Here is a 26,240-nt window from a genome sequence, read left to right as displayed (position 1 = left end):
GGTGAACGCCCCTTACAGCTTCATCAGGCTGGCGTCGTCGACCGAGGCCGAGTGGCGGGTACGGAACAGGGACACGATGATCGCGAGGCCCACCACGACCTCCGCGGCGGCGACGACCATCGTGAAGAAGGCGATGATCTGGCCGTCGAGGTTGCCGTGCATGCGGGAGAAGGCGACGAAGGCGAGGTTGCAGGCGTTGAGCATCAGCTCGACGCACATGAACAGCACGATCGCGTTCTTCCGGATCAGCACGCCGGCCGCGCCGATGGTGAACAGCAGGGCCGCCAGGTACAGGTAATTGACCGGGTTCACTTCGAGGTCTCCTCACGGCCGAGGCGCTCCGAGGATGCCTGCTCCAGTGCCTTGAGGTCGTCCAGCGCCTGGCCGGAGACGTCCCGGATCTGACCGCGGGCGCGCAGGGTCTGGTTGACCGTCAGCTCGGACGGGGTGCCGTCCGGCAGCAGGCCGGGGACGTCCACCGCGTTGTGCCGGGCGTAGACGCCGGGGGCGGGCAGCGGCGGGAGCTGGACGCCGCCCCGCACGCGCCGGTCGGCGAGCTCGCGCTGCGTGGCGGCCCGCTCGGTGCGCTCGCGGTGGGTGAGCACCATCGCGCCGACGGCGGCGGTGATCAGCAGTGCGCCGGTGAGCTCGAAGGCGAAGACGTACTTGGTGAAGATCAGCTGGGCCAGTCCCTCGACGTGGCCGCCGGAGTTGACCCGGCCGAGCCCGTTGAAGTGGGTGATCCCGGCGTTGCCGATGCCGGCGATCAGCAGGGTGCCGAAGCCGAGTCCGCACAGGGCGGCCAGCCAGCGCTGCCCCTTGATGGTCTCCGTCAGGGAGTCCGCGGCGGTGACGCCGACGAGCATGACCACGAAGAGGAAGAGCATCATGATCGCGCCGGTGTAGACGACGATCTGGACGACGCCCAGGAAATACGCCCCGTTGGCGAGGTAGAAGACCGCCAGGATGATCATCGTCCCGGCCAGGCTCAGCGCACTGTGGACGGCCTTCTTCATCAGGATCGTGGCCAGCGCGCCGATGACGGCGACGGTGCCGAGGATCCAGAACTGCACGGCCTCACCGGTGGAGGTGAGCGAGGTGGCCGCAGCGGCGATCGTGCTCATGCCCCCACCTCCTCGGATTCGTCCGCCGCCGTCTCGCCCTTGGACACCGCGACCTGCCGGACCGTGCCCGGGGCGGCGCCCGTCACCAGTCCGCGGTAGTAGTCCGTGTCGTCCGCGCCGGGGAAGATCGAGTGCGGTGCCTCGACCATGCCCTCGGTGAGGCCGGAGAGCAGCTGCTCCTTGGTGTAGATGAGCGCTTCGCGGCTGGAGTCGGCCAGTTCGAACTCGTTCGTCATGGTCAGCGCCCGCGTCGGGCACGCCTCGACGCACAGCCCGCACAGGATGCAGCGGGCGTAGTTGATCTGGTAGACGGCGCCGTACCGCTCACCCGGGGAGTAGCGCTCCTCCTCGGTGTTGTCCGCGCCCTCCACGTAGATCGCGTCGGCGGGACAGGCCCAGGCGCACAGTTCGCACCCGATGCACTTCTCCAGACCGTCCGGGTGCCGGTTGAGCTGATGCCGTCCGTGGAAGCGCGGAGCGGTGGTCTTCCGCTGCTCCGGGTACTGCTCGGTGAGGCGCTTCTTGAACATGGCCTTGAAGGTCACGCCGAAGCCCGCCACCGGGTTCTGCCACTTGTCGTCGGACATCTCTCAAGCCTCCTCTCGGTCACTGTCGGAATGCGTCCCGCCGCTGACGATCAGCTCCCGATCGCCGCGGGACCTCCGGCGCGGTACGGGTGCCAGGTGCTGGCCGGGCTTGGGCGGTACGGGGAACCCGCCCGCCATCGGGTCGAAGGGCTCGGCGTCGTGCACGGCCTCCTGGGCCGCCGCCTTCTCCCGCTTGTCGCGGAACAGGTCCACGACGAAGGAGAGGAGCAGGATCGCCACGACGGCGCCGCCGACGTAGAGGACGATCTCGCTGAAGTCATACGCCTCGTTGCGCAGGGCGCGGACGGTGGCCACCAGCATCAGCCAGACCAGCGAGACCGGGATCAGGACCTTCCAGCCGAGCTTCATCAGCTGGTCGTAGCGCACGCGGGGCAGCGTGCCGCGGAGCCAGATGAAGAAGAAGAGGAGGAGCTGCACCTTGAGGACGAACCAGAGCATCGGCCACCAGCCGTGGTTCGCGCCCTCCCAGTAGGTGGAGATCGGCGCCGGGGCCCGCCAGCCGCCCAGGAAGAGGGTGACCGAGACCGCCGAGACGGTGACCATGTTGACGTACTCGGCCAGCATGAACAGCGCGAACTTGATGGAGGAGTACTCGGTATTGAAGCCGCCGACGAGGTCGCCCTCGGACTCCGGCATGTCGAAGGGGGCGCGGTTCGTCTCGCCGACCATCGTGATCACGTAGATGATGAAGGAGACCGGCAGCAGGATGATGTACCAGCGGTCCGCCTGGGCTTCCACGATCGCCGAGGTCGACATCGATCCGGAGTAGAGGAAGACCGAGGCGAAGGCCGCGCCCATCGCGATCTCGTACGAGATCATCTGCGCGCAGGAGCGCAGGCCGCCGAGGAGCGGGTAGGTCGAACCGGAGGACCAGCCGGCGAGGACGATGCCGTAGATGCCGACCGAGGCCACCGCGAGGATGTAGAGCATCGCGATGGGCAGGTCGGTCAGCTGCATCGTGGTGCGCTGGCCGAAGATGGAGACCTCGTTGCCCGCGGGCCCGAAGGGGATCACCGCGATGGCCATGAAGGCCGGGATCGCCGCGATGATCGGGGCCAGGACGTAGACGACCTTGTCGGCCCGCTTGACGATCAGGTCTTCCTTCAGCATCAGCTTCACGCCGTCGGCGAGCGACTGGAGCATGCCCCAGGGGCCGTGCCGGTTGGGGCCGATGCGCAGCTGCATCCAGGCGACGACCTTGCGCTCCCACACGATGGAGAACAGCACGGTCACCATCAGGAAGGCGAAGCAGAACACCGCCTTGACGACGACGAGCCACCACACGTCGCGGCCGAAGAGGGAGAGGTCCTCCGCGGCGATCTGTACCGCGTTCACGCGTCCACCTCCGCAGTGCTGGCGCCCGCGCCGGCCGGGGTCGCCGGGCCGATGCGCACGAGGGTGCCCGGGCGGGCGCCGGTGTCGGCGAGTACGCCGGATCCGGTGGAGTTCAGCGGGAGCCAGACCACCCGGTCGGGCATCTCGGTGATCCGCAGCGGCAGTTCCACGGTTCCGGCGGGGCCGGTGACCGCGAGGACGTCGCCGCTCTTGACGCCGGTCTCGGCGGCCGTGGCCGCGGACAGCCGGGCGCTCGCCTCGTGCCGGGTGCCGGCCAGGGCGTCGTCGCCGTCCTGGAGGCGGCCCTGGTCGAGGAGGAGCCGGTGGCCCGCGAGGACCGCCTCGCCCGCTCCGGGGCGGGGCAGCGGCTCCGGGCCGGTGGACTGCTCGGAGGCGAGCGCCCCCTCCCACGGGCCGAGCCGCTCCAGCTCCCTGCGTACGGCGTGTACGTCGGGCAGGGCGATCGGCCGGTCGGCCGCGTCGGCCAGCATGTGCAGCACGCGGGAGTCGGCGGGGGCGAGGCGCCGGGTCATCTGCTCGGGCTTGAGGGCGGCCTCGAACGGCCGGACCCTGCCTTCCCAGTTGACGAACGCGCCCGGCTTCTCGACGACCGCGGCGACCGGGAACACCACGTCCGCGTGGTCGGTGACCTCGCTGGGCCGCAGTTCCAGGGAGACCACGAACGCCTCCTGGAGCGCGGTGCGCGCGCGGGCCGGGTCGGGCAGGTCGGCGACCTCCACGCCCGCGACCAGCAGGGCGGACAGTTCGCGCGTGGCCGCGGCCTCGATGATCTGGCCGGTGTCGCGGCCGTAGCGGTGCGGGAGTTCGTCCAGGCCCCAGGCGGTGGCGACCTCGCCGCGGGCCCGCGGGTCGGTGGCCGGGCGGCCGCCGGGCAGCAGGGACGGCAGCGCGCCCGCCTCGACGGCGGCCCGCTCCCCGGCCCGGCGCGGGATCCACACGAGCTTGGCGCCGGTGGCGTTGGCGGCCCGTACGGCGGCGGTCAGCGCGCCCGGAACACCGGCGAGGCGCTCCCCGACGACGATGACGGCGCCGGGCTCGCGCAGCGCGTCGGCGGCGGTGGAGCCGCCGGCCTCCAGCCCGCCGCGGGTGGCCAGGGCGTCGAGCCACGCGGGTTCGGTGCCGGGGGCGGCGGCCAGCAGGGTGCCGCCCGCCTTGGCCAGGCCCCGGGTGGCGAAGGGGGCGAGGGCGAAGGTCCGCTGCTTGTGCTTGCGGTGGGCCTTGCGCAGCCGGAGGAAGACGCCGGGGGCCTCCTCCTCGGCCTCGATGCCGGCCAGCAGCACCGCGGGCGCCGCCTCCAGCGAGGCGTACGTGACGCCGGTGCCGTCGAGGTCCTTGCCGGTGCCGGCGACGGAGGCGGCCAGGAACTCGGCCTCCTCGGCGCTGTGCACGCGGGCCCGGAAGTCGATGTCGTTGGTGTCGAGCACCACCCGCGCGAACTTGGCGTACGCGTAGGCGTCCTCGACGGTGAGCCGGCCGCCGGTCAGCACGCCGGCCCGGCCGCGCGCCCCGGCCAGCCCGTTCGCCGCGGCCTCCAGCGCCTCGGGCCAGCTCGCCGGGGCCAGGATGCCGTCGGTGCCGCGGACCAGCGGGGTGGTGAGCCGGTCCGGGCGCTGGGCGTAGCGGAACCCGAAGCGGCCCTTGTCGCAGATCCACTCCTCGTTGACCTCGGGGTCCTCGGCGGCCAGGCGGCGCAGCACCTTGCCGCGCCGGTGGTCGGTCCGGGTCGCGCAGCCGCCCGCGCAGTGCTCGCACACGCTCGGGGAGGAGACGAGGTCGAACGGGCGGGAGCGGAACCGGTAGGCGGCCGAGGTCAGCGCGCCGACGGGGCAGATCTGGATGGTGTTGCCGGAGAAGTACGACTCGAACGGGTCGTCCTCGCCGGTGCCGACCTGCTGGAGCGCGCCGCGTTCCAGCAGCTCGATCATCGGGTCGCCGGCGATCTCGTTGGAGAAGCGGGTGCAGCGCGCGCACAGTACGCAGCGCTCGCGGTCCAGCAGCACCTGGGTGGAGATCGGGACGGGCTTCTCGTAGGTGCGCTTGCGGCCCTCGAAGCGGGACTCGGCGTTGCCGTGGGACATCGCCTGGTTCTGCAGCGGGCACTCGCCGCCCTTGTCGCAGACCGGGCAGTCCAGCGGGTGGTTGATGAGCAGCAGCTCCATCACCCCGCGCTGGGCCTTGTCGGCGACCTCCGACGTCAGCTGCGTCTTGACGACCATGCCGTCGGTGCAGGTGATGGTGCAGGAGGCCATCGGCTTGCGCTGGCCCTCGACCTCGACGATGCACTGGCGGCAGGCGCCGGCCGGGGAGAGGAGGGGGTGGTCGCAGAACCGGGGGATCTCGATGCCGAGCTGTTCGGCGGCCCGGATCACCAGGGTGCCCTTGGGCACCGACAGCTCGACGCCGTCGATGGTCAGCGACACCCGGTTCTCCGGGGGTACGGCGGCCTCCCCGCCACCGGCCGGCGCGTTGGTGGTGATGGTCATGCGTTCACCTCCGTGTCAGCCCAGAGGGTCGACTTCTTGGGGTCGAAGGGGCAGCCCTTGCCCGTGATGTGCTGCTCGTACTCCTCGCGGAAGTACTTGAGCGAGGAGAAGATCGGGCTGGCCGCACCGTCGCCGAGGGCGCAGAAGGACTTGCCGTTGATGTTGTCGGCGATGTCGTTCAGCTTGTCGAGGTCGGACATGACGCCCTTGCCGGTCTCGATGTCGCGCAGCAGCTGGACCAGCCAGTACGTGCCCTCCCGGCAGGGGGTGCACTTGCCGCAGGACTCGTGGGCGTAGAACTCGGTCCACCGGGTGACGGCCCGCACCACACAGGTGGTCTCGTCGAAGCACTGGAGCGCCTTGGTGCCGAGCATCGAGCCGGCCGCGCCGACTCCCTCGTAGTCGAGGGGCACGTCGAGGTGCTCGTCCGTGAACATCGGGGTGGAGGAGCCGCCCGGGGTCCAGAACTTCAGCCGGTGCCCCGGGCGCATCCCGCCGCTCATGTCGAGCAGCTGGCGCAGGGTGATGCCGAGCGGGGCCTCGTACTGGCCGGGGCCGGAGACGTGGCCGGAGAGCGAGTAGAGCGTGAAGCCGGGGGACTTCTCCGTCCCCATCGCCTTGAACCAGTCCTTGCCGTTGTTCAGGATCGCGGGCACCGAGGCGATGGACTCGACGTTGTTGACGACGGTGGGGCACGCGTAGAGCCCCTCGACGGCCGGGAAGGGCGGCCGCAGCCGGGGCTGTCCGCGCCGGCCTTCGAGGGAGTCGAGCAGCGCCGTCTCCTCGCCGCAGATGTACGCGCCCGCCCCGGCGTGCACCGTGATGTCGAGGTCGAGCCCGCTGCCGAGGATGTCTTTCCCGAGGTATCCGGCCTCGTACGCCTCGCGCACGGCCTCGTGCAGGCGCCGCAGGACGGGGACGACCTCGCCGCGCAGATAGATGAAGGCGTGCGCCGAGCGGATCGCGTAGCAGGCGATGATCATTCCCTCGATGAGGGAGTGCGGGTTGGCGAAGAGGAGCGGGATGTCCTTGCAGGTGCCCGGCTCCGACTCGTCCGCGTTCACGACGAGGTAGTGCGGCTTGCCGTCGCCCTGCGGGATGAACTGCCACTTCATCCCGGTGGGGAAGCCCGCGCCGCCGCGGCCGCGCAGGCCGGAGTCCTTCACGTAGGCGATCAGGTCGTCGGGGGTCATCGCGAGTGCCTTGCGCAGGCCCTCGTACCCCTCGTGGCGCCGGTAGGTCGCCAGTGTCCACGACTGCGGGTCGTCCCAGAACGCCGACAGGACGGGCGCCAGGAGCTTCTCCGGGCTGCCGCTTCCCCCGGCCTCCGGCGGGGAGGTCTCCCCGCGGCTTTCCTTCGGAGTGGACACGGTCATCACTCCCCTCCCTGGGTGGTGGTCTCGCCACGGGGGTGCACGATCGAGGTGTGCGGGCTCTCGCCGCGGGCGATGCGCAGTCCGATGAGGGAGGCGTGGCCGGCGCCGCCGGTGGCCTCGACCGCGCCCTCGCGCTCGTCCGGGAAGCCGGCCAGGATGCGGGCCGTCTCCTTGTACGTGCACAGCGGCGCGCCCCGGGTCGGCTCGACCGGGCGGCCGGCCAGCAGGTCGTCGACCATGGCCTTGGCGGACTCGGGGGTCTGGTTGTCGAAGAACTCCCAGTTCACCATCACGACGGGGGCGAAGTCGCAGGCCGCGTTGCACTCGATGTGTTCGAGGGTGACCTTGCCGTCGGGGGTGGTCTCGTTGTTGCCGACCCCGAGGTGTTCCTTCAGCTCGTCGAAGATGGCGTCGCCGCCCATCACCGCGCACAGGGTGTTCGTACAGACGCCGACCTGGTAGTCGCCGGAGGGCTTGCGCCGGTACATCGTGTAGAAGGTGGCCACGGCGGTGACCTCGGCGGTGGTCAGGCCCAGCACGTCGGCGCAGAAGCGGATGCCGGTGCGCGAGACGTAGCCCTCCTGCGACTGGATGAGGTGCAGCAGGGGCAGCAGCGCGCTGCGGCTGTCGGGGTAGCGCGCGATGACCTCGGCGGCGTCCGCCGCGAGCCGCTCGCGCACCTCGGCCGGATAGTCGGGGGCGGGCAGCTGCGGCATGCCCAGTTGGATGTCGGTCATCGGTCGACGCCTCCCATCACGGGGTCGATGGAGGCGACGGCGACGATGACGTCGGCGACCTGGCCGCCTTCGCACATCGCGGCCATGGCCTGAAGGTTGGTGAAGGACGGGTCGCGGAAGTGGACCCGGTAGGGGCGGGTGCCGCCGTCGGAGACGACGTGGACGCCGAGTTCGCCCTTGGGCGATTCGACGGCCGCGTACGCCTGCCCGGCGGGGACGCGGAAGCCCTCGGTCACCAGCTTGAAGTGGTGGATGAGGGCCTCCATGGAGGTGCCCATGATGTTCTTGATGTGGTCGAGCGAGTTGCCGAGCCCGTCGGGGCCCATGGCGAGCTGCGCCGGCCAGGCGATCTTCTTGTCGGCGACCATGACCGGCCCCGGCTCCAGCCGGTCCAGACACTGCTCGACGATCCGCAGCGACTGGCGCATCTCCTCCAGGCGGATCAGGAACCGCCCGTACGAGTCGCAGGTCTCGGTGGTCGGGACGTCGAATTCGTAGCTCTCGTATCCGCAGTACGGGTCCGACTTGCGCAGGTCGTGCGGCAGGCCGGCGGAGCGCAGCACCGGGCCGGTGGCGCCGAGCGCCATGGCGCCGGTGAGGTCGAGGTAGCCGACGTCCTGCATGCGGGCCTTGAAGATGGGGTTGCCGGTGGCGAGCTTGTCGTACTCCGGCAGGTTCTTCTTCATGGTCTTGACGAACTCGCGCAGCTGGTCGACCGCGCCCGGGGGCAGGTCCTGGGCGAGGCCGCCGGGGCGGACGAACGCGTGGTTCATGCGCAGGCCGGTGATCAGCTCGAAGACGTCCAGGATCAGCTCGCGGTCGCGGAAGCCGTAGATCATGATCGTGGTCGCGCCCAGCTCCATGCCGCCGGTGGCAATGCACACCAGGTGGGAGGAGAGCCGGTTGAGCTCCATCAGCAGGACGCGGATGACGGTGGCGCGGTCCGGGATCTGGTCGGTGATCCCGAGGAGCTTCTCGACGGCGAGGCAGTAGGCCGTCTCGTTGAAGAACGGCGTCAGGTAGTCCATGCGCGTCACGAAGGTGGTGCCCTGCGTCCAGTTCCGGTATTCGAGGTTCTTCTCGATGCCGGTGTGCAGGTAGCCGATGCCGCAGCGGGCCTCGGTGACCGTCTCGCCGTCGATCTCCAGGATCAGGCGGAGCACTCCGTGGGTGGACGGGTGCTGGGGGCCCATGTTGACGACGATCCGCTCGTCGTCCGCGCGGGCCGCCGACTGGACGATCTCGTCCCAGTCGCCGCCGGTGACGGTGTAGACGGGGCCTTCGGTGGTCTCCCGGGAGGAGGCGTGTGAAGTGGACATCAGCTGTACGACCTCCGCTGGTCGGGAGCCGGGATCTGGGCGCCCTTGTACTCGACGGCGATGCCGCCGAGCGGGTAGTCCTTGCGCTGCGGGAAGCCCTGCCAGTCGTCCGGCATCATGATCCGCGTGAGGGCGGGGTGCCCGTCGAAGACCAGGCCGAAGAAGTCGTAGGTCTCGCGCTCGTGCCAGTCGTTGGTCGGGTAGACCGCGACCAGCGAGGGAACGTGCGGGTCGCTGTCCGGGACCGACACCTCCAGCCGCAGGATCCGTCCGTGGGTGAGCGAGCGCAGGTGGTAGACGGCGTGCAGCTCGCGCCCCTTGTCGCCGGGGAAGTGCACCCCGGAGACGCCGGTGCAGAGCTCGAAGCGCAGCGCCGGGTCGTCGCGCAGGGTGCGCGCGACGCGGACGAGGTGCTCGCGGGCGATGTGGAAGGTCAGCTCGCCCCGGTCGACCACCGTCTTCTCGACGGCGTTCCCGGGGAGCACGTCCTGCTCCTCCAGGGCCCCTTCGAGCTCGTCGGCGACCTCGTCGAAGTACGAGCCGTACGGGCGGCTGCTCGCGCCGGGCAGGGCCACGGTGCGGACCAGGCCGCCGTAGCCGCTGGTGTCGCCGCCGGCCGCCGCCCCGAACATGCCCGTGCGGACGCCGATGACCTCGGGGCCCTGCGCCCGCGGAGCGGGGAGGTTGCTGCCGTTCTCCGGCTCTTGGCTCTCGCTCACCGGAGCAGCCCCTTCATCTCGATGGTGGGGAGTGCCTTGAGGGCCGCCTCCTCCGCCTCGCGGGCGGCCTCTTCCCGGTTCACGCCGAGCTTGGAGCCCTGGATCTTCTGGTGGAGCTTGAGGATCGCGTCCAACAGCATCTCGGGGCGCGGCGGGCAGCCGGGCAGGTAGATGTCCACCGGGACGATGTGGTCGACGCCCTGGACGATGGCGTAGTTGTTGAACATTCCGCCCGAGGATGCGCAAACCCCCATGGAGATGACCCATTTGGGAGCGGGCATCTGGTCGTACACCTGCCGCAGCACGGGCGCCATCTTCTGGCTGACCCGGCCGGCCACGATCATCAGGTCGGCCTGGCGCGGAGAGCCGCGGAAGACCTCCATGCCGAAGCGGGCCAGGTCGTACCGGCCCGCTCCGGTGGTCATCATCTCGATGGCGCAGCAGGCGAGGCCGAAGGTCGCGGGGAAGACGGATGACTTGCGCACCCATCCCGCGGCCTGTTCGACGGTGGTCAGCAGAAAGCCGCTCGGCAGCTTCTCTTCCAGTCCCATGGAAACCTCAGCCCCTCAGTCCCATTCCAGGCCGCCGCGGCGCCAGACGTAGGCGTAGGCGACGAAGACGGTGAGCACGAAGAGCAGCATCTCCACGAGCCCGAAGATCCCCAGGGAGTCGAAGGTGACGGCCCAGGGGTAGAGGAAGACAACCTCGATGTCGAAGACGATGAAGAGCATCGCCGTCAGGTAGTACTTGATGGGGAAGCGGCCGCCGCCGGCCGGCATCGGAGTCGGCTCGATGCCGCACTCATACGCTTCGAGCTTTGCCCGGTTGTACCGTTTTGGACCGATCAGCGTGGCCATGACCACGGAGAAGATCGCAAACCCTGCGCCGAGGGCGCCGAGCACGAGGATGGGCGCGTACGCATTCACGCTCCTCGCTCCTTCCAGTCGTCCTTGACCGTTGGACCGCCGTACCGGCCGGGAGTACCGCCCAGCGGTGGGCTGGGGGCGTGACCCGCCTCGCGAAGATCGTGTACATGTGAGGCAGTTCACAAGCCGGACTGCTGCGCATCCTATGCCTGCCTCTCTGTGATCTGCGACACGGGTTGCAACAACGAGTTTGTGATCTCCACCACCTGACGAACGATCATGAAGTCGGATGAGCGGTGATCTTCATACGCGAAGCATCCGGACGGTTACGAATGGTGACATCCATCATCGTTACCGCAGGTAGGGAGCATGGCTCCTCTATCAAGTGTGCCCCCTACAGGCAAATTGGCACCGGTGCGGATCAAGTGCTATCGGCATCTCGCCTACTCCGACCGGGGGACCGCTCACGTACGGAGGTGGACGCGGGGAAGAAGGCGGGCATAAAGGGCAGCCGCCCACGTGCATCCGTTCACGAGCCGCGCGACACCTTCACAGCCGGGTCACAACGGGGCCACGGCGTCCGCACAGCACGAGGTCACTGTGACCTGCGTCACGGTGAATTGGTGCTTCCGAAACGGGGCTTGGCCAACTGTCCGACGAAATGGTAGGCCGAGGATCAATTCGGACTTAATACAGAAACGACATGATCACAGGGTTGTGACGGTGTGTCCGATTAGCCCGTTACCGCGTCAATAAGAGGGCCGACGCGCCCGGTTAGCCCGCTTCGCGCGCAACTGTGGCGCAGACCACGTTTCTTGAAGCGAACCCTGACGCCCTGATAGCGCTTGTCCTCATGTCCCACACCGCTCACATACCCAGCCACCGGAAGCCCCGCCGCAGCGCCTCGAAGCTCGCGGTCCGCGCCGGAGTAGCCGGTGGCGTCCTCAGCACCCTGGCCATGGCCGGAACCGCGAGCGCGTCCCCGACCGCAGAGCCCGTGGCCGAGACGACGCTCGAGATGCCGGTCCTCGACCTGGACCTCGGCGCCGAGGTCTCCTCCGCCGTCACCACCGCCGCCGAGAACACCCGCCTGGCCGCCGTCGAGGGCGAACTGACCGCCCAGGAGGAGAGCGCCCGCACCGGCGCCGCCGCCGAGGCGAAGAAGGCCAAGGAGGACGCCCAGCAGAAGGCCGACTCCGAGAAGAAGGCGAAGGAGGAGGCCGACCGCAAGGAAGCGGCCGAGCGCGCCAACCGCAGCTCCGCCCGCACCGCGCTGGCCACCGCCTCGGCGCCCGCCTCCGCCGCCGGCTCCGACACGGGCTCGAAGTCCTCCTCGGGCTCCGGCAAGAGCACCGCCCCCTCCCAGGGCACGGGCACCGTCACCGCCCCGGCCACCGGCTCCGCCGCGGCCATCGTGAACTTCGCCCGCGCCCAGGTCGGCAAGGCGTACGTGCTCGGCGGCACCGGCCCGTCCTCGTACGACTGCTCCGGTCTCGTCCGGGCCGCCTACCGCCAGGCCGGCATCACCCTGCCGCGCATGTCCCAGGACCAGTCCTCGTTCGGCACCTCGGTGTCCCTGAGTGCCCTTCAGGCGGGCGACATCCTGTACTGGGGCTCCAAGGGCAACGCCTACCACGTCGCCGTCTACGTGGGCGGCGGCAAGTTCGTCGGTGCGCAGAACCCCAGCACCGGCATCGTCGAGCGCTCCCTGAACTACGACAAGCCGACGGGCGCCGTGCGCGTCCTCTGAGCCGTCCTCCGGTCTCCGGAGCGTCAGGAAGGGCCGGTGCTCCCCCGCTCGGGGGTGGAGCACCGGCCCTTCGGCGTGCCTCAGGGCACGGAGGCGGCCAGCTTGAAGCGGGCCTCGCGCTGGCGCCCGTAGAGCGCCAGCGTCTCGGCGTGCTCCTCGACGAGCCGCTCCTGGTACGCCTTCTCGGCCGCGGCCCAGACGCCGACCAGGTTCACCTCGCTCTTGCACGCCACGTCGGCCCTGGCGGCCATGACGGCCCGCGGACCGCCCTTGTCGTCCGCCAGCCCGGCCTCCTCCACGACGTCGTACGGCGTACGGATCCCCCCGTACCCGGACTTCTCCATGCAAGCCGACCACGCCCCGAGCACGGCGACGACGCGGGAGTCCCGCCTGGACCGCTCGTGGGCCTCCGAGGCCAGGCCGAAGGCGAAGAGCAGGTCCACGCTGTCCTTGCCCGGGGCGTACAGCGTGCGGAACGCCTCCCGTCCGCAGCCGCCGGGCGGCACCTTCCGCCCGGCCGCCGTCACCCCGCTGTCCACCTGCGCGGCCTCCTCCTCCGAGGCCGCGTCGGGTGCCTGACCGTCCTGGGCGCCGCGCTGCGCGCCGTTCATGACGGCGTACGCGCTGTCGCTCAGCTGCGGGGCGGGCGGCTTGGGCGGCGCGCCCCGGCCGGCGGACTTGTCGTACCCGTGCGCGGCCGCGTGATCCGCGTCGGCCAGCCCGAAGAGGTACCGGTGCCGGTCCTCGGGATCCCCCTCCCCGGTGGCGGAGGCGGGGGCCGCCGCCTCCGGCCCCTCGTACGTGAACCCGTACCGCGCCATGCAGCGGGAGACCAGGGCCTGCTGGACCCGGCCCATGCGGATCCGCTCGGCTTCGGTGTCGGTGTACGCGTCCATGGGGAAGGACAGCGAGGCCGTGGCCGGGGCCACCTCGACGCGGCCGAGCGCGGGCTCGCCCCCCGCGGCGCCGCCCGGCCCGGAGCAGCCGGCCAGGAGGGCGGCCGTCAGCAGGACGGCCGGGGCCGCGGGCCGTCGTCGGCCGGCGGACCGCATCAGGGGTGCAGGGTGTAGGCGGCCGAACTGATCTTGTTCTTGAAGTTCGTCGAGGCGTTGCCCTCGTACTTCGACGGGATCTCCCCGACATTTCCGTCGAGGTCCTTGTCGGTCGCCACCCGCCAGGCGTAGACGTCCCGGTTCCGGTAGGACTCGGTATTGTCGTTCACACTCTTGTACATCCCATTGCACCCGCTTTTGAAGGCGTCTCCGGAGAAGTTCGTGTCCGTCGTATAAAGATCGAAGACACAACCCGCGCGCCCCGCCAGGTAGAAGAGGCCGAATTCCTGGTCCTCCAGGTTCCCGTCCCTTCCCATCGCCGCCGACGGCCCGGACCCGGCGAGGAGAATGGCGGCCGCCGAAACGGCGGCGACGCAGCCCGATGCCAGCTTTCCCACTGCTCGATTCATCACGCGTACCTCTCTGTTCGGATGGTGAGACGGGCGGCAAAGGGATTCTCCGCCCGGCCGGATTCAACGGGCCGGCGGATTACGGCGTCAAGCCGGAATCACGCCGTATGGGCGCGCAAGTCCCTTGTCCTGTAGGGGTGTTGCGCCGTTCCGGCCGAACTGACTATTCTCGCCCGGCGCATCCCCGTGCACCGTCCCGCATGGAGGCGCACCTTCCACTTCTACTGCCCCAAGGGAAGTCTCCGTGCGCGCACGCCATTTCGCTCCCCTGTTCCTCGTCTGCATTGCACTGGCGGCGTGTGGCGGCGGCAAAGAACCCCTGGCGAGCGACAGTCCGCCGCCCACCGCGGCGGAAATCGCGTACTACGACTGCCTGAAGAAGGAGGGCGTGGCTGTCGTGTACACCGATTACGGCGCGCCCCGCGAGGACAAGTCGAAGCCGTGGAACGAAGCCGCGCACACAACCTGCGCATCGCTGATTCCCCCGCCGCCTCCGCCGGTACAGGCCGGCCCCGAGGAACTCGCCGCGGCGCGGAAGGAATCCGCGTGCCTGCGCGCGGCGGGCGTCACCTGGTATCCGGACCCGAATCCGGTCACCGGCGACGTCGACGACAGCGGCGCGACCGCCGAGCAGTGGGCCACCCTCAAGCAGCTGCACATCGAGGCCCTGCGCACGTGCCGCCCCGACCGCTGACCGGGCGCCGCCCGGGGCCCTGCGAAGATGGCGGGGGCGCGCCCGGACCGTCGGACCGCCCCGACCCTGGAGGTGGTGGCCCCGTGAGCGCACGACCGCACGAGTACCCCCGCGGCGCCGACCCCACCGCCGTCCCGGCCGCGCTCGGGCTCGGCTTCCTCGCCGTCGGCGGCTGGCTGCTGGGCACCGCCCGCCCCTGGCAGAAGCCCGGGAGCGCGCTGTCCCTCGGCCTCGGCTGGAGCGCCTCGGCGGTGTTCCTGCTGTGCGGGCTGCTGCTGCTGGCCCGCTGCGTGCGGGCGGTGCACCGCGCCGGGGACGCCGCCGAGGGCCGGTAGGAAAGAGATCCGTGTCTCTCGCACAGTCATTGATCAAGGAAGTCGAGGAGCGCACCGGCAAGAACGGGTTCTCCTCCGTCGTGGCCGAAGCCCTGGAGGAATGGCTCGCCGCGCAGAAGCTCCGCGAAGTCGTGGCCGCTGACCGCAAGGCGTTCGGCCCGGTCTCCGCCGAAGCGCGGCGGCAGGCGGAACAGGAGTGGTGAGCAAGCGCCTCAAGATCAAGGCGAAGAGCGAGGGCACGCTCGTCCTGGACGCCCAAGGGCTTTCGCTGCACGTCGATGGCGACGAGGGGATGCGCGCGCGCATCGAGCTCGCTCAGCAGAGCGGCCGACGCGTGGCGCTGTCCGCACTGACGCCCTTGGAAGTGCGCCGAACCGGGGAGGCCGCCAAGCGACTCCAGTTCCCGCTCTCCCGGTTCGACGTGAAACCGGTCAACGACGCGGTGACGGACGCCGCGGCGAAGCTGCTGGACGCCTCGGGCCTTGACGGACACGCATGCCTCGTGGACGCGCTCGTGGTGGCCACGGCCGCGCTCTGCCCGCCCCCGGTGCTGCTCGTCACGTCCGACACCTCGCACATTCCGGCCCTGTGCAAGGCCGCCGAGGAGCTTCCCGGCTCACCGAAGGTGAAGATCGTCAACGTCTGAAGGCCGAACCGCCGCGGGTCCTGGCCGCTCGGCTCCCTGCCGAGCGGCCAGGTCGTGCACCATCAGGCTTTTGGAGCGACCTTCGAGAGCCCGTTGATGATGCGGTCCATCGCGTCGCCGCCCGTCGGGTCCGTCAGGTTGGCCAGCATCTTCAGCGTGAACCGCATCAGCACCGGGTGGGTCAGGCCGCGCTGGGTGGCGATCTTCATGACCTTCGGGTTGCCGATCAGCTTCACGAAGGCGCGGCCCAGCGTGTAGTAGCCGCCGTACGTCTCCTTGAGGACCTTCGGGTAGCTGTGCAGGGTGAGCTCGCGCAGCGCCGGGGTGGCGCGGGAGTGCGCCTGCACGATGACGTCGGCCGCGATCTGGCCCGACTCCATCGCGTAGGCGATGCCCTCGCCGTTGAACGGGTTGACGAGCCCGCCCGCGTCACCGACGAGCAGCAGGCCCTTGGTGTAGTGCGGCTGCCGGTTGAAGGCCATCGGCAGGGCCGCGCCGCGGATCGGCTGCGTCATGTTCTCGGGGGTGTAGCCCCAGTCCTCGGGCATGGACGCGCACCAGGCCTTGAGGACCTCGCGCCAGTCCAGCTCCTTGAACGCGGAGGAGGAGTTCAGGATGCCGAGGCCGACGTTGGAGGTGCCGTCGCCCATGCCGAAGATCCAGCCGTAGCCGGGCAGCAGCCGGTCCTGCGCGCCGCGCCGGTCCCACAGCTCCAGCCAGGACTCCAGGTAGTCGTCGTCGTGCCGGGGTGAGGTGAAGTACGTCCGCACGGCGACGCCCATGGGGCGGTCCTCGCGCCGGTGCAGGCCCATCGCGAGGGACAGCCGGGAGGAGTTGCCGTCGGCCGCGACGACCAGCGGGGCGCTGAAGGTGACCGGGGTCTTCTCCTCGCCGAGCTTCGCCTGCACGCCGGTGATGTGGCCGGTGCGCGGGTCGCGCACCGGCTCGCCGACGTTGCAGCGCTCGTAGAGCCGGGCGCCGGCCTTCTGGGCCTGGCGGGCCAGGGTCTCGTCGAAGTCGTCGCGCTTGCGCACGAGTCCGTAGTCCGGATAGGAGGCGAGTTCCGGCCAGTCCAGCTGGAGGCGCTGGCCGCCGCCGATGATCCGCAGGCCCTTGTTGCGCAGCCAGCCGGCCTCTTCGGAGATGTCGATGCCCATGGAGACCAGCTGCTTGGTGGCGCGCGGGGTCAGCCCGTCACCGCACACCTTCTCGCGGGGGAACGCGGTCTTCTCCAGGAGCAGGACGTCCAATCCGGCCTTGGCGAGGTAGTACGCGGTGGTCGAGCCGGCGGGCCCGGCCCCGACGACGATCACGTCCGCGGAGTGTTCGGAGAGGGGCTCGGTCACTGCGGGGTCTCCCGAAGGCTCGATAAAGGGTGCCCAACGGCACCGGACATGTGCAGTCTATGCAGCGAGAGAGATCGCGATCCGAAGGGTGCCTCCGATGACCACCTCGCCGACCCGGCCGCTTCCCGCCGTGCAGCTGCGCGTGCCCACCGACGAGGACGCCCGTGCCTGGCACCGGGTCTTCGACGACCCGGAGGTGATGGAGTTCCTCGGCGGGCCCGCCGAACTGTCCCTGTACGAGGAGTTCACCGCGCGCCAGCGCATGCACGACGCGCAGCTCGGCCACTGCCTGTGGACCCTGCTCGACACGGACGGCGCGGTGATCGGCTTCACCGGCGCGCAGCCGTGGCCCCGGGAGAAGGAGTGGGGGCCGGTCGGGGAGATCGAGATCGGCTGGCGGCTGGGCCGCGCCGCGTGGGGCAAGGGGTACGCGTACGCCGCCGCGCTGGCCACCGTGGAGCGGGTCCGCGCGGTGGGCGTCCCGCACGTCGTCGCGATGATCAGCGACGAGAACCAGCGGTCGATCGCGGTGGCGGAGCGGCTCGGCATGACCCTGGCGGAGCGGTTCCTGCTCCCGGGCGGCGTGCGCCACGGCCGCCGCTACGAGCTGACGCTGTCCGGGAGCTGACCGCGGCGTCCGGGGGCGCGGGTCCGCGGCGGCGGTCAGAAGACCGACAGGCCGGTCAGGGTCGTGAAGCGGTCCAGGGCCGCGACGCCCGCGACCGAGTTGCCCCGGTCGTCCAGCCCGGGGCTCCACACGGCGATGGTGCACTGTCCGGGGACCACCGCGACGATGCCGCCGCCGACCCCGCTCTTGCCGGGCAGCCCGACGCGGTAGGCGAACTCGCCCGCCGCGTCGTAGGTCCCGCAGGTCAGCATGACGGCGTTGATCTGCTTGGCCTCGCTGCGCGTCAGCAGCCGGGAGCCGTCGGCGCGCAGGCCGTGCCGGGCCAGGAAGCGGCCGGCGCGGGCCAGGTCGGCGCAGCTCATCTCGATGGAGCACTGCCAGAAGTAGTGCTCCAGCAGGGCGGGCACCGGGTTGTCGATGTTGCCGTACGAGGCCATGAAGTGCGCGACGGCGGCGTTGCGGTCGCCGTGCGCCTGCTCGGAGGCCGCGACCTCGGCGTCGAAGCCGACGTCGGGGTTGCCGCTCTCCTCCCTCAGGAAGCCGAGCAGTTCGCTGCTCGCGTCTCCGGTGAGGGTCTGGAGCCGGTCGGTGACGACGAGCGCCCCCGCGTTGATGAAGGGGTTGCGCGGGATGCCGTTCTCGTACTCCAGCTGCACGAGGGAGTTGAACGGGTTGCCGGACGGCTCCCGGCCCACCCGCTCCCACAGGCTGACGCCGCCCTCGGCCAGGGCGAGGGCGAGCGCGAAGACCTTGGTGATCGACTGGGTGGAGAAGGGGACCTGCCAGTCCCCCACCCCGAAGACGTTGCCGTCGAGGTCGACGATCGCCATCCCGAACCGCGCGGGGTCCACGGACGCGAGCGCCGGGATGTACTCGGCGGGCGTCCCGCTGCCGATCAGCGGGGCGATGTCCGCCGCGACCTGTTCCAGCAGCGTTTGGTAGTCCACGGCAGTGTCAGTCCTTGGTGCCGCGGTGCAGCGCGACGATCCCGCCGCTCAGGTTGCGCCAGGCGGCCTTCGACCAGCCGGCCTTCTGCAGCAGGGCGGCCAGCGCGGGCTGGTCGGGCCATTCCCGGATGGACTCGGCGAGGTACACGTACGCGTCGGGGTTGGAGGACACGGCGCGGGCCACGGGCGGGAGGGCCCGCATCAGGTACTCGGTGTACACCGTGCGGAAGGGCCCCCAGGTGGGCTGGGAGAACTCGCAGATGACGACCTTGCCGCCGGGCTTGGTCACCCGGTACAGCTCGCGCAGGGCGGCGTCGGTGTCCTGGACGTTGCGCAGGCCGAAGGAGATCGTCACGGTGTCGAAGGTGTCGTCCTTGAACGGCAGCTTCGTCGCGTCGCCCGCCGTCAGCGGCAGCCAGGGGTTGCGCTTCTTGCCCTCGCGGAGCATGCCGAGGGAGAAGTCGCAGGGGACGACGTACGCGCCGGCCGCGGCGAAGGGCAGCGAGGAGGTCGCGGTGCCCGCGGCGAGGTCGAGGACCTTCTGCCCGGGGCGCGCGGCGACCGCCTTGGCGACCTCCTTGCGCCACAGCCGGGCCTGGCCGAGCGAGAGGACGTCGTTGGTGAGGTCGTAGTTCGCCGCGACCCCGTCGAACATGGAGGCGACTTCGTGCGGCTGCTTGTCCAGGGAAGCCCTAGTCACTGGTGTTCGCCCCTCGGTGTGCGATGCGGATCGGCGGGTACGGGCCCATCCTCTCAGGCCGCGGCTCCCCCGGGCGCGGCGGCTCGGCCGGGGCGGCCGGGGCGGCCGGGTCGCGCGGGGCTCCCAGGTCACGCGGGGCCGCCGGGGCGGCACCCCGGTGTCCGGTCTCGGCGGCGGCCCTCCGGTATACCCACCCGATCCGGGTCCCAACCGCACAACTGGCCCGAAGGCCAGTTACGCCGATGCCCCGCGGCCGCGTTGACTGGCCGGGTGCGGCCCGGGTGAGGGTCACCTCCGGAGCGTGGCCCCGTGGCGGCCGGTCCGGCAGCGGCCGCCGAGCAAAGGGCTTCACGATGCCGGCAGGCCATTCCACCGGTCGCTCCTCCCTCAGCCCGCGCGCCAGGCGCCGGGCGCGGCGGCGGACGCGGCTGCGGCGTACGATCCTCGGCTCCGCGGCGCTCCTCGCGGTCTGCGCGACCGGCTACGCGCTGGTGCCCGGGGAGGATCCCGCCGAGGTCTCCGACAAGCCGGCGGCCGCCGCCCGGACGCCGGAGGCCGGTGAGAGCCCCGCGGACGGGCCCGGTGCGGCGGCTCCGCAGGGCGGCAAGGCGGCCCCCGTGCCCGAGCGTTCCCCCGCCGCCCCGTCGGCGAAGGCCCCGGTGGTGCCCAAGCCGTCCGTGTCGGCGTCGAGCGGCGCCTCGGCGACCCCGGCCGTCCCGGCCTCCGGCCCGGGCACCTTCAAGCCCTCCGCCGCCGCCGGGCAGCCCCAGGGCAAGGGGACCCCGCTGCGCTGGCGGATCGAGGTCGAGGAGAACAGCGGGATCGACCCGGACACGGCGGCCCGCTCCGTCGAGACGATCCTCGGCGACCCGCGCGGCTGGACCAGGGACCCGGCGTACGCCTTCCAGCTGGTCGGGGCGGGCCAGCCGGTCGACTTCACCGTCAAGATCGCCACGCCCACCACCACCGACCGGCTGTGCGAGGTGGTCACTCCCGAGCTGATCGGCGAGACCAACTGCCGGGCCGGGCACACCGTCGTGGTGAACCTCAAGCGCTGGCAGGAGGGATCACCGCAGTTCAACGGCCCGGTCGAGGAGTACCGCGCGCTCATCGTGAACCACGAGGTCGGGCACGAGATCGGCCGCGACCACGAGACCTGCCCGGGCCCCGGCCAGCCCGCTCCGGCGATGATGCAGCAGATCAAGGGGCTCCTGGGCTGTACGGCCAATGCCTGGCCGTACAGTGCGGACGGAACTTATCTGTCGGGCCCGAGCGTCCCATAACCGGGAGGGCCGGCCATCGGATGGGCCGGCCGGGGGCCGAGGAGTGGAAACCGTGCGCGTCGTCAGCTTCAGCGTCCCCGCGTGGTTCCCCCCGCAGGGGGAGCCGGCCCGGCCCCGGGTCCAGCTGACCGAGCAGGAGTCGGCCGTGTTCCTGTGCCTGGCCACCGGCGCGTCCAACGCCGAACTCGCGGTCGAGCTGCGGCTGTCCGTCAGCACGGTCAAGTTCCACGTGGTGAACATCCGGGCGAAGCTGGGCGGGATCAGCCGGCTCCAGGTCTGCCTGCTGGCGGCCCTCGCCCGCGAGGACCCGCGCACGACCCTCCCGGACGCGGACCTCGCGGACGCGGACCTCGCGGACGCGGACCTCGCGGACGCGGACCTCGCGGACGCGGACCTCGCGGACGCGGACTTCCCGGACCTCACCACGGAGCCGGCCCGGAACCTCACCACGGCCCTCGCCCCCGATCACACGCCCGGCGGCCCGCTCAGCGGCGGCGGTGCAGCAGCCGTCCACCGATGACCGTGGCCACGCAGCTGGTCGCGCCCCGCTCCAGCAGCTCCGCCCGGTCCGCGGCCGCGAAGACCGCGAACCGGGCCGGGACGCCCGGCTCCAGCACCCCGTGGAACGCCTCCTCGACGGACGCCCGCCCGGCGAACGGGTCCAGGGACGCGGGAGCCGCGCCGGGCGCGGCCGCCGGGGGCAGGATCGTCAGCCCGGAGCGGACCACGGCCGTGCGCACCGCCGCGATCGTGAACCGGCCGGTGAGCGCCGTCACCCCGCGCGCGAGCAGCTTCTGCGTACCGCGCCGGGCACTGTGGCCCCACCGCGCCTCGGTCATCTTCAGCCCGGCCAGCGCGGCGTCGCCGGTGACCGGTTCCGCGCCGAGTTCGGCGACCTCGTACGGGTCGTCCGGGTAGTAGGTGCGCTCCAGCAGCTCGTCCGCGCCCCGTACCAGCAGCCCCGGGGTGAGCACCCCGGGCCAGCGCCGGCAGCGGGCGTGCGGGTACGCCGCGGCGAGCTCCGCGTACGCCCCCACGCGGGCGATCCGGTCCCCTTCGACGAGGACCGCGCCACCGGGCACCGGGGCGGAGCCCGGTCCGGTGACGAGGTGTTCGGCGGTGTGAAGCGTCAGCACGGCGGGGTCAGTTGGTCGAGATGAGCTTCAACTCGGGGTGCGCCGTGCCGCCTTCGAGGGCGGTGGACGAGATGTGCGAGACCACGCGGTCGTCGGCCGGGTCGTTCGCCGGGTCGTCGTGCACCAGCAGGTGTTCGTACGTGGTCGCGCGCTGCGCCGGGGTGCGGCCCGCCTTGCGGATCAGGTCGATGATCTCCTGGCGGTTGGAGCGGTGCTTGGCACCGGCCGAGGAGACGACGTTCTCCTCCAGCATGATCGAGCCGAGGTCGTCGGCGCCGTAGTGCAGCGAGAGCTGGCCCGCCTCCTTGCCCACGGTCAGCCAGGAGCCCTGGATGTGGGCGATGTTGTCGAGGAAGAGGCGCGCGATGGCGATCATGCGAAGGTACTCGAAGATCGTCGCCTGGGTGCGGCCCTTGAGCTTGTTGTTCTCGGGCTGGTAGGTGTACGGGATGAAAGCGCGGAAGCCGCCCGTACGGTCCTGGGTGTCCCGGATCATCGCGATGTGCTCGATGCGCTCGGCGTTGGTCTCGCCGGTGCCCATCAGCATGGTGGAGGTGGACTCCACGCCCAGCCGGTGGGCGATCTCCATGATCTCCAGCCAGCGCTCGCCGGACTCCTTGAGCGGCGCGATGGCCGTGCGCGGCCGCTCCGGCAGCAGCTCGGCGCCGGCGCCGGCGAAGGAGTCGAGGCCGGCCGCGTGGATGCGGGCGATGGCCTCCTCGGCGGAGACGCCGGAGATGCGGGCCATGTGCTCGACCTCGGACGCGCCGAGGGAGTGGATGACCAGCTGCGGGAAGTCCTTCTTGATGGCGGCGAAGTGCTCTTCGTAGTACTCGACGCCGTAGTCCGGGTGGTGCCCGCCCTGGAACATGATCTGGGTGCCGCCGAGTTCGACGGTCTCCGCGCAGCGGCGCAGGATGTCGTCGAGGTCGCGCGACCAGCCCTTCTTCTCGTCCTTGGGGGCCGCGTAGAAGGCACAGAACTTGCACGCGGTGACGCACACGTTCGTGTAGTTGATGTTCCGCTCGATGATGTACGTCGCGATGTGCTCGGTGCCGGCGTAGCGGCGGCGGCGCACCGCGTCGGCGGCCTGGCCGAGCGCGTGCAGCGGCGCGTGCCGGTAGAGGTCGAGCGCCTCTTCCTTGGTGATCCGGCCCCCCGCGGCGGCGCGGTCGAGGACAGACTGGAGAGCGGCCTGGTCGGTCACCGGTGCGTCACCTTTCGGCGGTGTGTCAAGGTCCGGACCGATCCAGCGTACGCCAGCGCCGCCGCGGGCCCGTCAGGGGCTTCGGGTGAGGTCTCCCTCGGGGTTTCCGGCCGCCTTGTCGCCCGACCTGTAGTGCAGCGTTCCGCCCGGGTTGAGGGTGAAGCGCTCGTCGGCGGAGCCGCCGGAGCAGATGCCGGGGGCCGGGTTGGGGCCCCCGGAGGTGTCCAGGACCAGGGAGCGGTCGGTGGCGGAGGCCAGCTTCCAGTCCCCGCCGCAGTCGGTGCCGAGGACCGGGACGACGGACTTGTCCCGGCCGACGACGCTGCCGGTCCGGCCGGCCCGGATGGTGATCTCGAACGCGACGGGTGCCCCCAGGTTGGTGGTGGCCGTGCCCTTCCACGTGCCGACGAGCTCCGGGGGGACGTCGTCGCGGGTGCCCGCGGGCGGCCCGCCGCTCGCCGTCGGGCCGGTGCTCCCGCCCGGGCCGCCGCTCGCGCGCGGGCTGGCCGGAGCACTGCCCGCCGGGACGGGCGTCCGGGAGGCCGAGGCACCGGTGTCGCCGGCCACGTCGCGGCCCCCGCCGTCGCCGCCGGGCAGCAGGCCGAGCCCGTACAGGCCGCCGGAGACCACCGCGAGGACGGCGGCCGCGGCGAGCACCACGGTGCAGCTGAACCGCCGTCCGGCGGCGGTCACGGTGACCTGCCGCCCCTCGGGCGCGCTCCGGGAGCCGGTGGAGCCCGGGGTGGGCCGTCCGTACGGGCCCGGTGTCGCCGGACGCGGCCCGGAGCCGGTCCCGGCCGGGCCGTGGGGGTAGCCGTACGAGGGGTCCGGCGCCCCGAAGCCGGCGCCGGGGGCGGCCGCGCCGCCGTAGGAGGGGGTGGTGAAGGGCACCGGTCCCGAGGGGTGTTCGGGAGCCGCCGCGTCCAGGTCGAGCAGGGCCACCGCGGCCCGGCTGGCCTCCTCGACGAGGAGCCCCGGGAGCCAGCCCGGGGTGCCCAGGGCGTCCCCGAGGGCCGCCGCCACGTCCCCGGGGGCGGGCCGGCCGGCGGCCGTCTTGGCCAGGCAGGCACCGATCAGGTCGCGGAGCTGTCCGGCGGGGACGTCGCCCAGCTCCGGCGGCTCGTGGACGACCTTGTAGAGGAGGGTGGCGGAGTTGTCCCCGGTGAACGGCGGCCGCCCGGTCGCCGCGAAGGCCAGTACCGCGCCGAGGGAGAAGACGTCGGCCGCGCCGGTGATCCCCTTGCCGAGGATCTGCTCGGGCGACATGTAGCCGGGCGAGCCGATGGAGACCCCGGTGGAGGTGAGGGAGGCCGTCCCGTCGGTGGCGCGGGCGATCCCGAAGTCGATGAGCCGCGGCCCGTCGAGGGTCAGCATCACGTTGGAGGGCTTCACGTCCCGGTGGACCAGGCCCAGCCCGTGTACGGCGACCAGGGCGCGGGCGAGCCCGGCGCCGATGGCCCGTACCGAGGTCTCGGGCAGCGGCCCGTACGAGGCGAGCGCCCGGTCCAGAGAGGGCCCGGCCACGTACCCGGTGGCCACCCACGGCACGGCCGCGCCGGGGTCCGCGTCCAGGACGGGCGCGGTCCACTCGCCGCCCACCCGCCGGGCGGCCTCGACCTCGCGGCGGAACCGGGCCCGGAACTCCTCGTCGGCGGCGAAGTGCGGGTGCACGATCTTCACGGCGACGGTCCGGCCGCCCGCGCTGCGCCCCAGGTAGACCCGGCCCATGCCACCCGCGCCAAGCCGGCCGAGCAGCCGGTACGCGCCGATGGTCCGCGGTTCGCCGGCTTCGAGCGGCTGCATCGCGTTCCCCTCCCCCGAGTTCCCGGGCCGGGCCTCCCGCACGGTCCGGCCCTCAGCACCTTAGGGCTTCGGGGGCGCGGCGGCCCGGGGTCCGGGCCTTCCCGCGGTGCCGCTCTTCTCCGGCCCGCATTCCCTTTTCGCATTCCCGCGGGGCGACCGTAATGCGAAAAGGGAGGGAATTCCCGGGAAAGAAGGCATTCGCCCGCTCCGCCTATGAAGGGACCATGGCGGGACTATCGCCGGACGGTGTTCAGCAACTCCACGGCGACATCCGCCGGGTAGCCCGTCGTCGGTCCGGTGCGCCGCGCGAATTCCCGCACTCCGGCCAACTGGTCGGGACCGAAGCGGAAGTCGAGGGTAGTGAAGTACCGCTCCAGGAGGTCGGCGTCGAATGCCTCCCAGCGGGCCGCCTGCTCGGCGACCTTGGTGACCTCCTCCAGGGACACGTCCCGGGAGGCGAGGAACGCTTCGTGGACCTTCTCGACGACGAGGGGCTCGCGGGCGAGGTAGTCCTTGCGGGCGGCCCAGACGGCGAAGACGAACGGCAGCCCGGTCCACTCCTTCCACATCTGCCCCAGGTCGTGCACGGCCAGGCCGAGCCGGGGGGCGTCGTGCAGGGAGGCGCGCAGAGCGGCGTCGCCGATCAGCACCGCGGCGTCGGCCTCCTGCATCATCAGCCCCAGGTCGGGGGGGCAGGTGTAGTAGTCGGGCCGGACCCCGTACTGCTCGGCGAGCAGCAGCTGAGCGAGGCGCACGGAGGTCCGGGAGGTCGAACCGAGCGCGACGCGGGCGCGGTCGAGCTGCTCCAGCGGCACCTGCGAGACGATCACGCAGGACATCACGGGACCGTCGCAGCCGACCGCGAGGTCGGGGAAGGCGACGAGCTGGTCGGCGTTGCGGAGGAACTCCACGAGGGTGATGGGGGCGATGTCGAGCTCGCCCGCGACGAGGCGCTCGCTCAGCTTCTCCGGGGTGTCCTTGGTCAGCTCCAGGTCCAGCAGCGTGCCGGTTCTGGCCAGCCCCCAGTAGAGGGGCAGGCAGTTCAGGAACTGAATGTGGCCGACGCGGGGCCGGCTGCGATAGACGTCCACATCGCGAGACTAGCCCCCCTCATCACGTCAGCGTTCCGGCGGGCCTCAAACGTCCGGGTGACGTGATCTTTCCCTCTGGTCCTGGCCCGAGGGTGCGTGCTAGGCTCGTCGCAAGTTGCAGTTTGGTTTCCCTTGCAGTACGAGGCCTGCGGAGAATGTGACCCGCAGGCTTTTGTAGTTTTCAGACTTCTTAGCAGGTTCTGGAGCAGGGCGACCCTTTGGCCCATAGGAGGGCTCATGGCTACCGGAACCGTCAAGTGGTTCAACGCTGAAAAGGGCTTCGGCTTCATCGCCCAGGACGGCGGCGGCCCGGATGTCTTCGTCCACTACTCCGCGATCAATGCCGCTGGCTTCCGCTCCCTGGAAGAGAACCAGACGGTGAACTTCGACGTCACGCAGGGTCCGAAGGGCCCGCAGGCGGAGAACGTCACCCCGGCCTAGTCGCCTGGGCCAACCTCATCGCGGTTGGAAGCAGTACCCAAGGAGCCCCGTCACCCTCTGCGCGAGCAGAGCGGCGGGGCTCCTGCCTTTCCCTCCCGGGTGGGGTCGCGGGCCCAGGCCGAGACCACCGGCGAGAGCTACGCCAAGGCGCAGGGCTTCGACCCGGTCGCCTTCGAAAGCTCG

The 26,240-nt window shown here is 71.3% G+C and carries 29 protein-coding genes; 9 read left to right on the top strand and 20 right to left on the bottom strand.

Annotated features, from left to right (window positions below):
- Positions 1-12 precede the first annotated feature (12 nt).
- Genes nuoK through ABT106_RS11645 form a run of 11 tightly spaced genes read right to left on the bottom strand, consistent with a single transcriptional unit; the run spans position 13 to position 10,648 of the window.
- Positions 13-312 carry an NADH-quinone oxidoreductase subunit NuoK gene (gene nuoK / locus ABT106_RS11695; RefSeq protein WP_030864698.1) on the bottom strand — a complete coding sequence of 100 codons (300 nt, stop codon included), beginning with the start codon at positions 310-312 and terminating at the stop codon, positions 13-15.
- Complete coding sequence (locus tag ABT106_RS11690) at positions 309-1,124, bottom strand: NADH-quinone oxidoreductase subunit J (RefSeq protein WP_351275502.1); 816 nt, start codon at positions 1,122-1,124, stop codon at positions 309-311. The genes nuoK and ABT106_RS11690 overlap by 4 nt, the downstream gene beginning before the upstream one ends.
- The gene (nuoI, locus tag ABT106_RS11685; RefSeq protein ID WP_351275500.1) at positions 1,121-1,711 is read right to left on the bottom strand and encodes an NADH-quinone oxidoreductase subunit NuoI; all 591 of its coding nucleotides are present in this window, start codon (positions 1,709-1,711) and stop codon (positions 1,121-1,123) included. The genes ABT106_RS11690 and nuoI overlap by 4 nt, the downstream gene beginning before the upstream one ends.
- Positions 1,712-1,714: 3 nt before the next feature.
- A complete protein-coding gene (gene nuoH, locus ABT106_RS11680) occupies positions 1,715-3,067 on the bottom strand; it encodes an NADH-quinone oxidoreductase subunit NuoH (protein ID WP_351275498.1) in 1,353 nt (450 codons plus the stop codon).
- Positions 3,064-5,571, bottom strand: coding sequence for an NADH-quinone oxidoreductase subunit G (locus ABT106_RS11675; RefSeq protein WP_351275496.1), 2,508 nt, complete (start codon positions 5,569-5,571; stop codon positions 3,064-3,066). Before ABT106_RS11675 ends, nuoH begins: the two co-directional genes overlap by 4 nt.
- Complete coding sequence (gene nuoF, locus ABT106_RS11670) at positions 5,568-6,947, bottom strand: NADH-quinone oxidoreductase subunit NuoF (RefSeq protein WP_351275494.1); 1,380 nt, start codon at positions 6,945-6,947, stop codon at positions 5,568-5,570. Before nuoF ends, ABT106_RS11675 begins: the two co-directional genes overlap by 4 nt.
- On the bottom strand, positions 6,947-7,684 hold the full coding sequence (nuoE, locus tag ABT106_RS11665) for an NADH-quinone oxidoreductase subunit NuoE (RefSeq protein WP_351275492.1): 738 nt from the start codon (positions 7,682-7,684) through the stop codon (positions 6,947-6,949). The genes nuoF and nuoE overlap by 1 nt, the downstream gene beginning before the upstream one ends.
- Positions 7,681-9,003, bottom strand: a complete 1,323-nt coding sequence (locus tag ABT106_RS11660; RefSeq protein ID WP_351275490.1) for an NADH-quinone oxidoreductase subunit D — start codon at positions 9,001-9,003, stop codon at positions 7,681-7,683. The genes nuoE and ABT106_RS11660 overlap by 4 nt, the downstream gene beginning before the upstream one ends.
- The gene (locus tag ABT106_RS11655) at positions 9,003-9,722 is read right to left on the bottom strand and encodes an NADH-quinone oxidoreductase subunit C (RefSeq protein ID WP_351275488.1); all 720 of its coding nucleotides are present in this window, start codon (positions 9,720-9,722) and stop codon (positions 9,003-9,005) included. The genes ABT106_RS11660 and ABT106_RS11655 overlap by 1 nt, the downstream gene beginning before the upstream one ends.
- Positions 9,719-10,273 carry a NuoB/complex I 20 kDa subunit family protein gene (locus ABT106_RS11650; RefSeq protein ID WP_123079911.1) on the bottom strand — a complete coding sequence of 185 codons (555 nt, stop codon included), beginning with the start codon at positions 10,271-10,273 and terminating at the stop codon, positions 9,719-9,721. The genes ABT106_RS11655 and ABT106_RS11650 overlap by 4 nt, the downstream gene beginning before the upstream one ends.
- Before the next feature lie 15 nt (positions 10,274-10,288).
- Positions 10,289-10,648, bottom strand: a complete 360-nt coding sequence (locus tag ABT106_RS11645) for an NADH-quinone oxidoreductase subunit A (protein ID WP_030010013.1) — start codon at positions 10,646-10,648, stop codon at positions 10,289-10,291.
- A 793-nt stretch (positions 10,649-11,441) separates the two neighbouring features.
- Between ABT106_RS11645 and ABT106_RS11640 the strand changes: the two genes are divergently transcribed.
- Positions 11,442-12,338 carry a C40 family peptidase gene (locus ABT106_RS11640; protein WP_351275486.1) on the top strand — a complete coding sequence of 299 codons (897 nt, stop codon included), beginning with the start codon at positions 11,442-11,444 and terminating at the stop codon, positions 12,336-12,338.
- A gap of 80 nt (positions 12,339-12,418) precedes the next feature.
- On the opposite strand, the gene ABT106_RS11635 is transcribed toward ABT106_RS11640, so the two are convergent.
- Together ABT106_RS11635 and ABT106_RS11630 are read right to left on the bottom strand one after the other, a co-directional pair.
- The gene (locus ABT106_RS11635; protein ID WP_351275484.1) at positions 12,419-13,390 is read right to left on the bottom strand and encodes a hypothetical protein; all 972 of its coding nucleotides are present in this window, start codon (positions 13,388-13,390) and stop codon (positions 12,419-12,421) included.
- A complete protein-coding gene (locus tag ABT106_RS11630; protein ID WP_351275482.1) occupies positions 13,390-13,800 on the bottom strand; it encodes a hypothetical protein in 411 nt (136 codons plus the stop codon). The genes ABT106_RS11635 and ABT106_RS11630 overlap by 1 nt, the downstream gene beginning before the upstream one ends.
- A 244-nt stretch (positions 13,801-14,044) precedes the next feature.
- Between ABT106_RS11630 and ABT106_RS11625 the strand changes: the two genes are divergently transcribed.
- From ABT106_RS11625 to ABT106_RS11610, 4 genes are all read left to right on the top strand, one after another.
- Complete coding sequence (locus ABT106_RS11625) at positions 14,045-14,494, top strand: hypothetical protein (protein WP_351275480.1); 450 nt, start codon at positions 14,045-14,047, stop codon at positions 14,492-14,494.
- 83 nt (positions 14,495-14,577) lie between these two features.
- Positions 14,578-14,829, top strand: a complete 252-nt coding sequence (locus ABT106_RS11620; RefSeq protein ID WP_351275478.1) for a hypothetical protein — start codon at positions 14,578-14,580, stop codon at positions 14,827-14,829.
- An 11-nt stretch (positions 14,830-14,840) separates the two neighbouring features.
- Positions 14,841-15,032, top strand: a complete 192-nt coding sequence (locus tag ABT106_RS11615) for a hypothetical protein (protein WP_351275476.1) — start codon at positions 14,841-14,843, stop codon at positions 15,030-15,032.
- The gene (locus tag ABT106_RS11610; protein ID WP_351275474.1) at positions 15,029-15,475 is read left to right on the top strand and encodes a PIN domain-containing protein; all 447 of its coding nucleotides are present in this window, start codon (positions 15,029-15,031) and stop codon (positions 15,473-15,475) included. The genes ABT106_RS11615 and ABT106_RS11610 overlap by 4 nt, the downstream gene beginning before the upstream one ends.
- A 62-nt stretch (positions 15,476-15,537) precedes the next feature.
- Here the strand turns inward: ABT106_RS11610 and ABT106_RS11605 are convergent, their stop codons facing one another.
- Positions 15,538-16,821 (bottom strand): geranylgeranyl reductase family protein, encoded by a 1,284-nt coding sequence (locus tag ABT106_RS11605; protein ID WP_351275472.1) that lies wholly within the window; start codon positions 16,819-16,821, stop codon positions 15,538-15,540.
- Positions 16,822-16,918: 97 nt separating this feature from the next.
- On the opposite strand from ABT106_RS11605, the gene ABT106_RS11600 reads away from it, so the two are divergent.
- The gene (locus ABT106_RS11600) at positions 16,919-17,449 is read left to right on the top strand and encodes a GNAT family N-acetyltransferase (protein WP_351275470.1); all 531 of its coding nucleotides are present in this window, start codon (positions 16,919-16,921) and stop codon (positions 17,447-17,449) included.
- A gap of 35 nt (positions 17,450-17,484) precedes the next feature.
- Here the strand turns inward: ABT106_RS11600 and ABT106_RS11595 are convergent, their stop codons facing one another.
- Positions 17,485-18,396: a glutaminase gene (locus ABT106_RS11595; protein ID WP_351275468.1), complete on the bottom strand. Its 912-nt coding sequence runs from the start codon at positions 18,394-18,396 to the stop codon at positions 17,485-17,487.
- 7 nt (positions 18,397-18,403) lie between these two features.
- Positions 18,404-19,096, bottom strand: coding sequence for a demethylmenaquinone methyltransferase (locus ABT106_RS11590; protein WP_351275466.1), 693 nt, complete (start codon positions 19,094-19,096; stop codon positions 18,404-18,406).
- A 353-nt stretch (positions 19,097-19,449) separates the two neighbouring features.
- On the opposite strand from ABT106_RS11590, the gene ABT106_RS11585 reads away from it, so the two are divergent.
- Entirely contained in the window at positions 19,450-20,379 is a 930-nt protein-coding gene (locus ABT106_RS11585) for a DUF3152 domain-containing protein (RefSeq protein WP_351275464.1), read from the top strand.
- Between the two features lie 52 nt (positions 20,380-20,431).
- Positions 20,432-20,899 (top strand): response regulator transcription factor, encoded by a 468-nt coding sequence (locus tag ABT106_RS11580; protein ID WP_351275462.1) that lies wholly within the window; start codon positions 20,432-20,434, stop codon positions 20,897-20,899.
- On the opposite strand, the gene ABT106_RS11575 is transcribed toward ABT106_RS11580, so the two are convergent.
- The 4 genes from ABT106_RS11575 to ABT106_RS11560 all read right to left on the bottom strand — a co-directional run bounded on the left by ABT106_RS11575 (position 20,865) and on the right by ABT106_RS11560 (position 25,616).
- Complete coding sequence (locus tag ABT106_RS11575; RefSeq protein ID WP_351275460.1) at positions 20,865-21,515, bottom strand: imidazolonepropionase-like domain-containing protein; 651 nt, start codon at positions 21,513-21,515, stop codon at positions 20,865-20,867. The two genes, ABT106_RS11580 and ABT106_RS11575, sit on opposite strands and share 35 nt — an antisense overlap.
- A gap of 7 nt (positions 21,516-21,522) precedes the next feature.
- Positions 21,523-22,722 (bottom strand): cyclic dehypoxanthinyl futalosine synthase, encoded by a 1,200-nt coding sequence (gene mqnC, locus ABT106_RS11570; RefSeq protein WP_351275458.1) that lies wholly within the window; start codon positions 22,720-22,722, stop codon positions 21,523-21,525.
- A 72-nt stretch (positions 22,723-22,794) separates the two neighbouring features.
- Complete coding sequence (locus ABT106_RS11565) at positions 22,795-24,525, bottom strand: serine/threonine-protein kinase (RefSeq protein ID WP_351275456.1); 1,731 nt, start codon at positions 24,523-24,525, stop codon at positions 22,795-22,797.
- A 233-nt stretch (positions 24,526-24,758) separates the two neighbouring features.
- The gene (locus tag ABT106_RS11560) at positions 24,759-25,616 is read right to left on the bottom strand and encodes a menaquinone biosynthetic enzyme MqnA/MqnD family protein (RefSeq protein ID WP_351275454.1); all 858 of its coding nucleotides are present in this window, start codon (positions 25,614-25,616) and stop codon (positions 24,759-24,761) included.
- Positions 25,617-25,853: 237 nt separating this feature from the next.
- Here ABT106_RS11560 and ABT106_RS11555 point away from each other — a divergent pair, with 237 nt between their 5' ends.
- Positions 25,854-26,057 carry a cold-shock protein gene (locus tag ABT106_RS11555; protein WP_351275452.1) on the top strand — a complete coding sequence of 68 codons (204 nt, stop codon included), beginning with the start codon at positions 25,854-25,856 and terminating at the stop codon, positions 26,055-26,057.
- The last annotated feature ends 183 nt before the right edge of the window (positions 26,058-26,240 follow it).

Origin of the sequence: Streptomyces sp. NPDC002044, assembly GCF_040296725.1 — a bacterium.
Lineage (GTDB): Bacteria > Actinomycetota > Actinomycetes > Streptomycetales > Streptomycetaceae > Streptomyces > Streptomyces antarcticus.
Note: the sequence above shows the minus strand (reverse complement) of the source record. Positions and strands in the feature narration are given on the sequence as shown.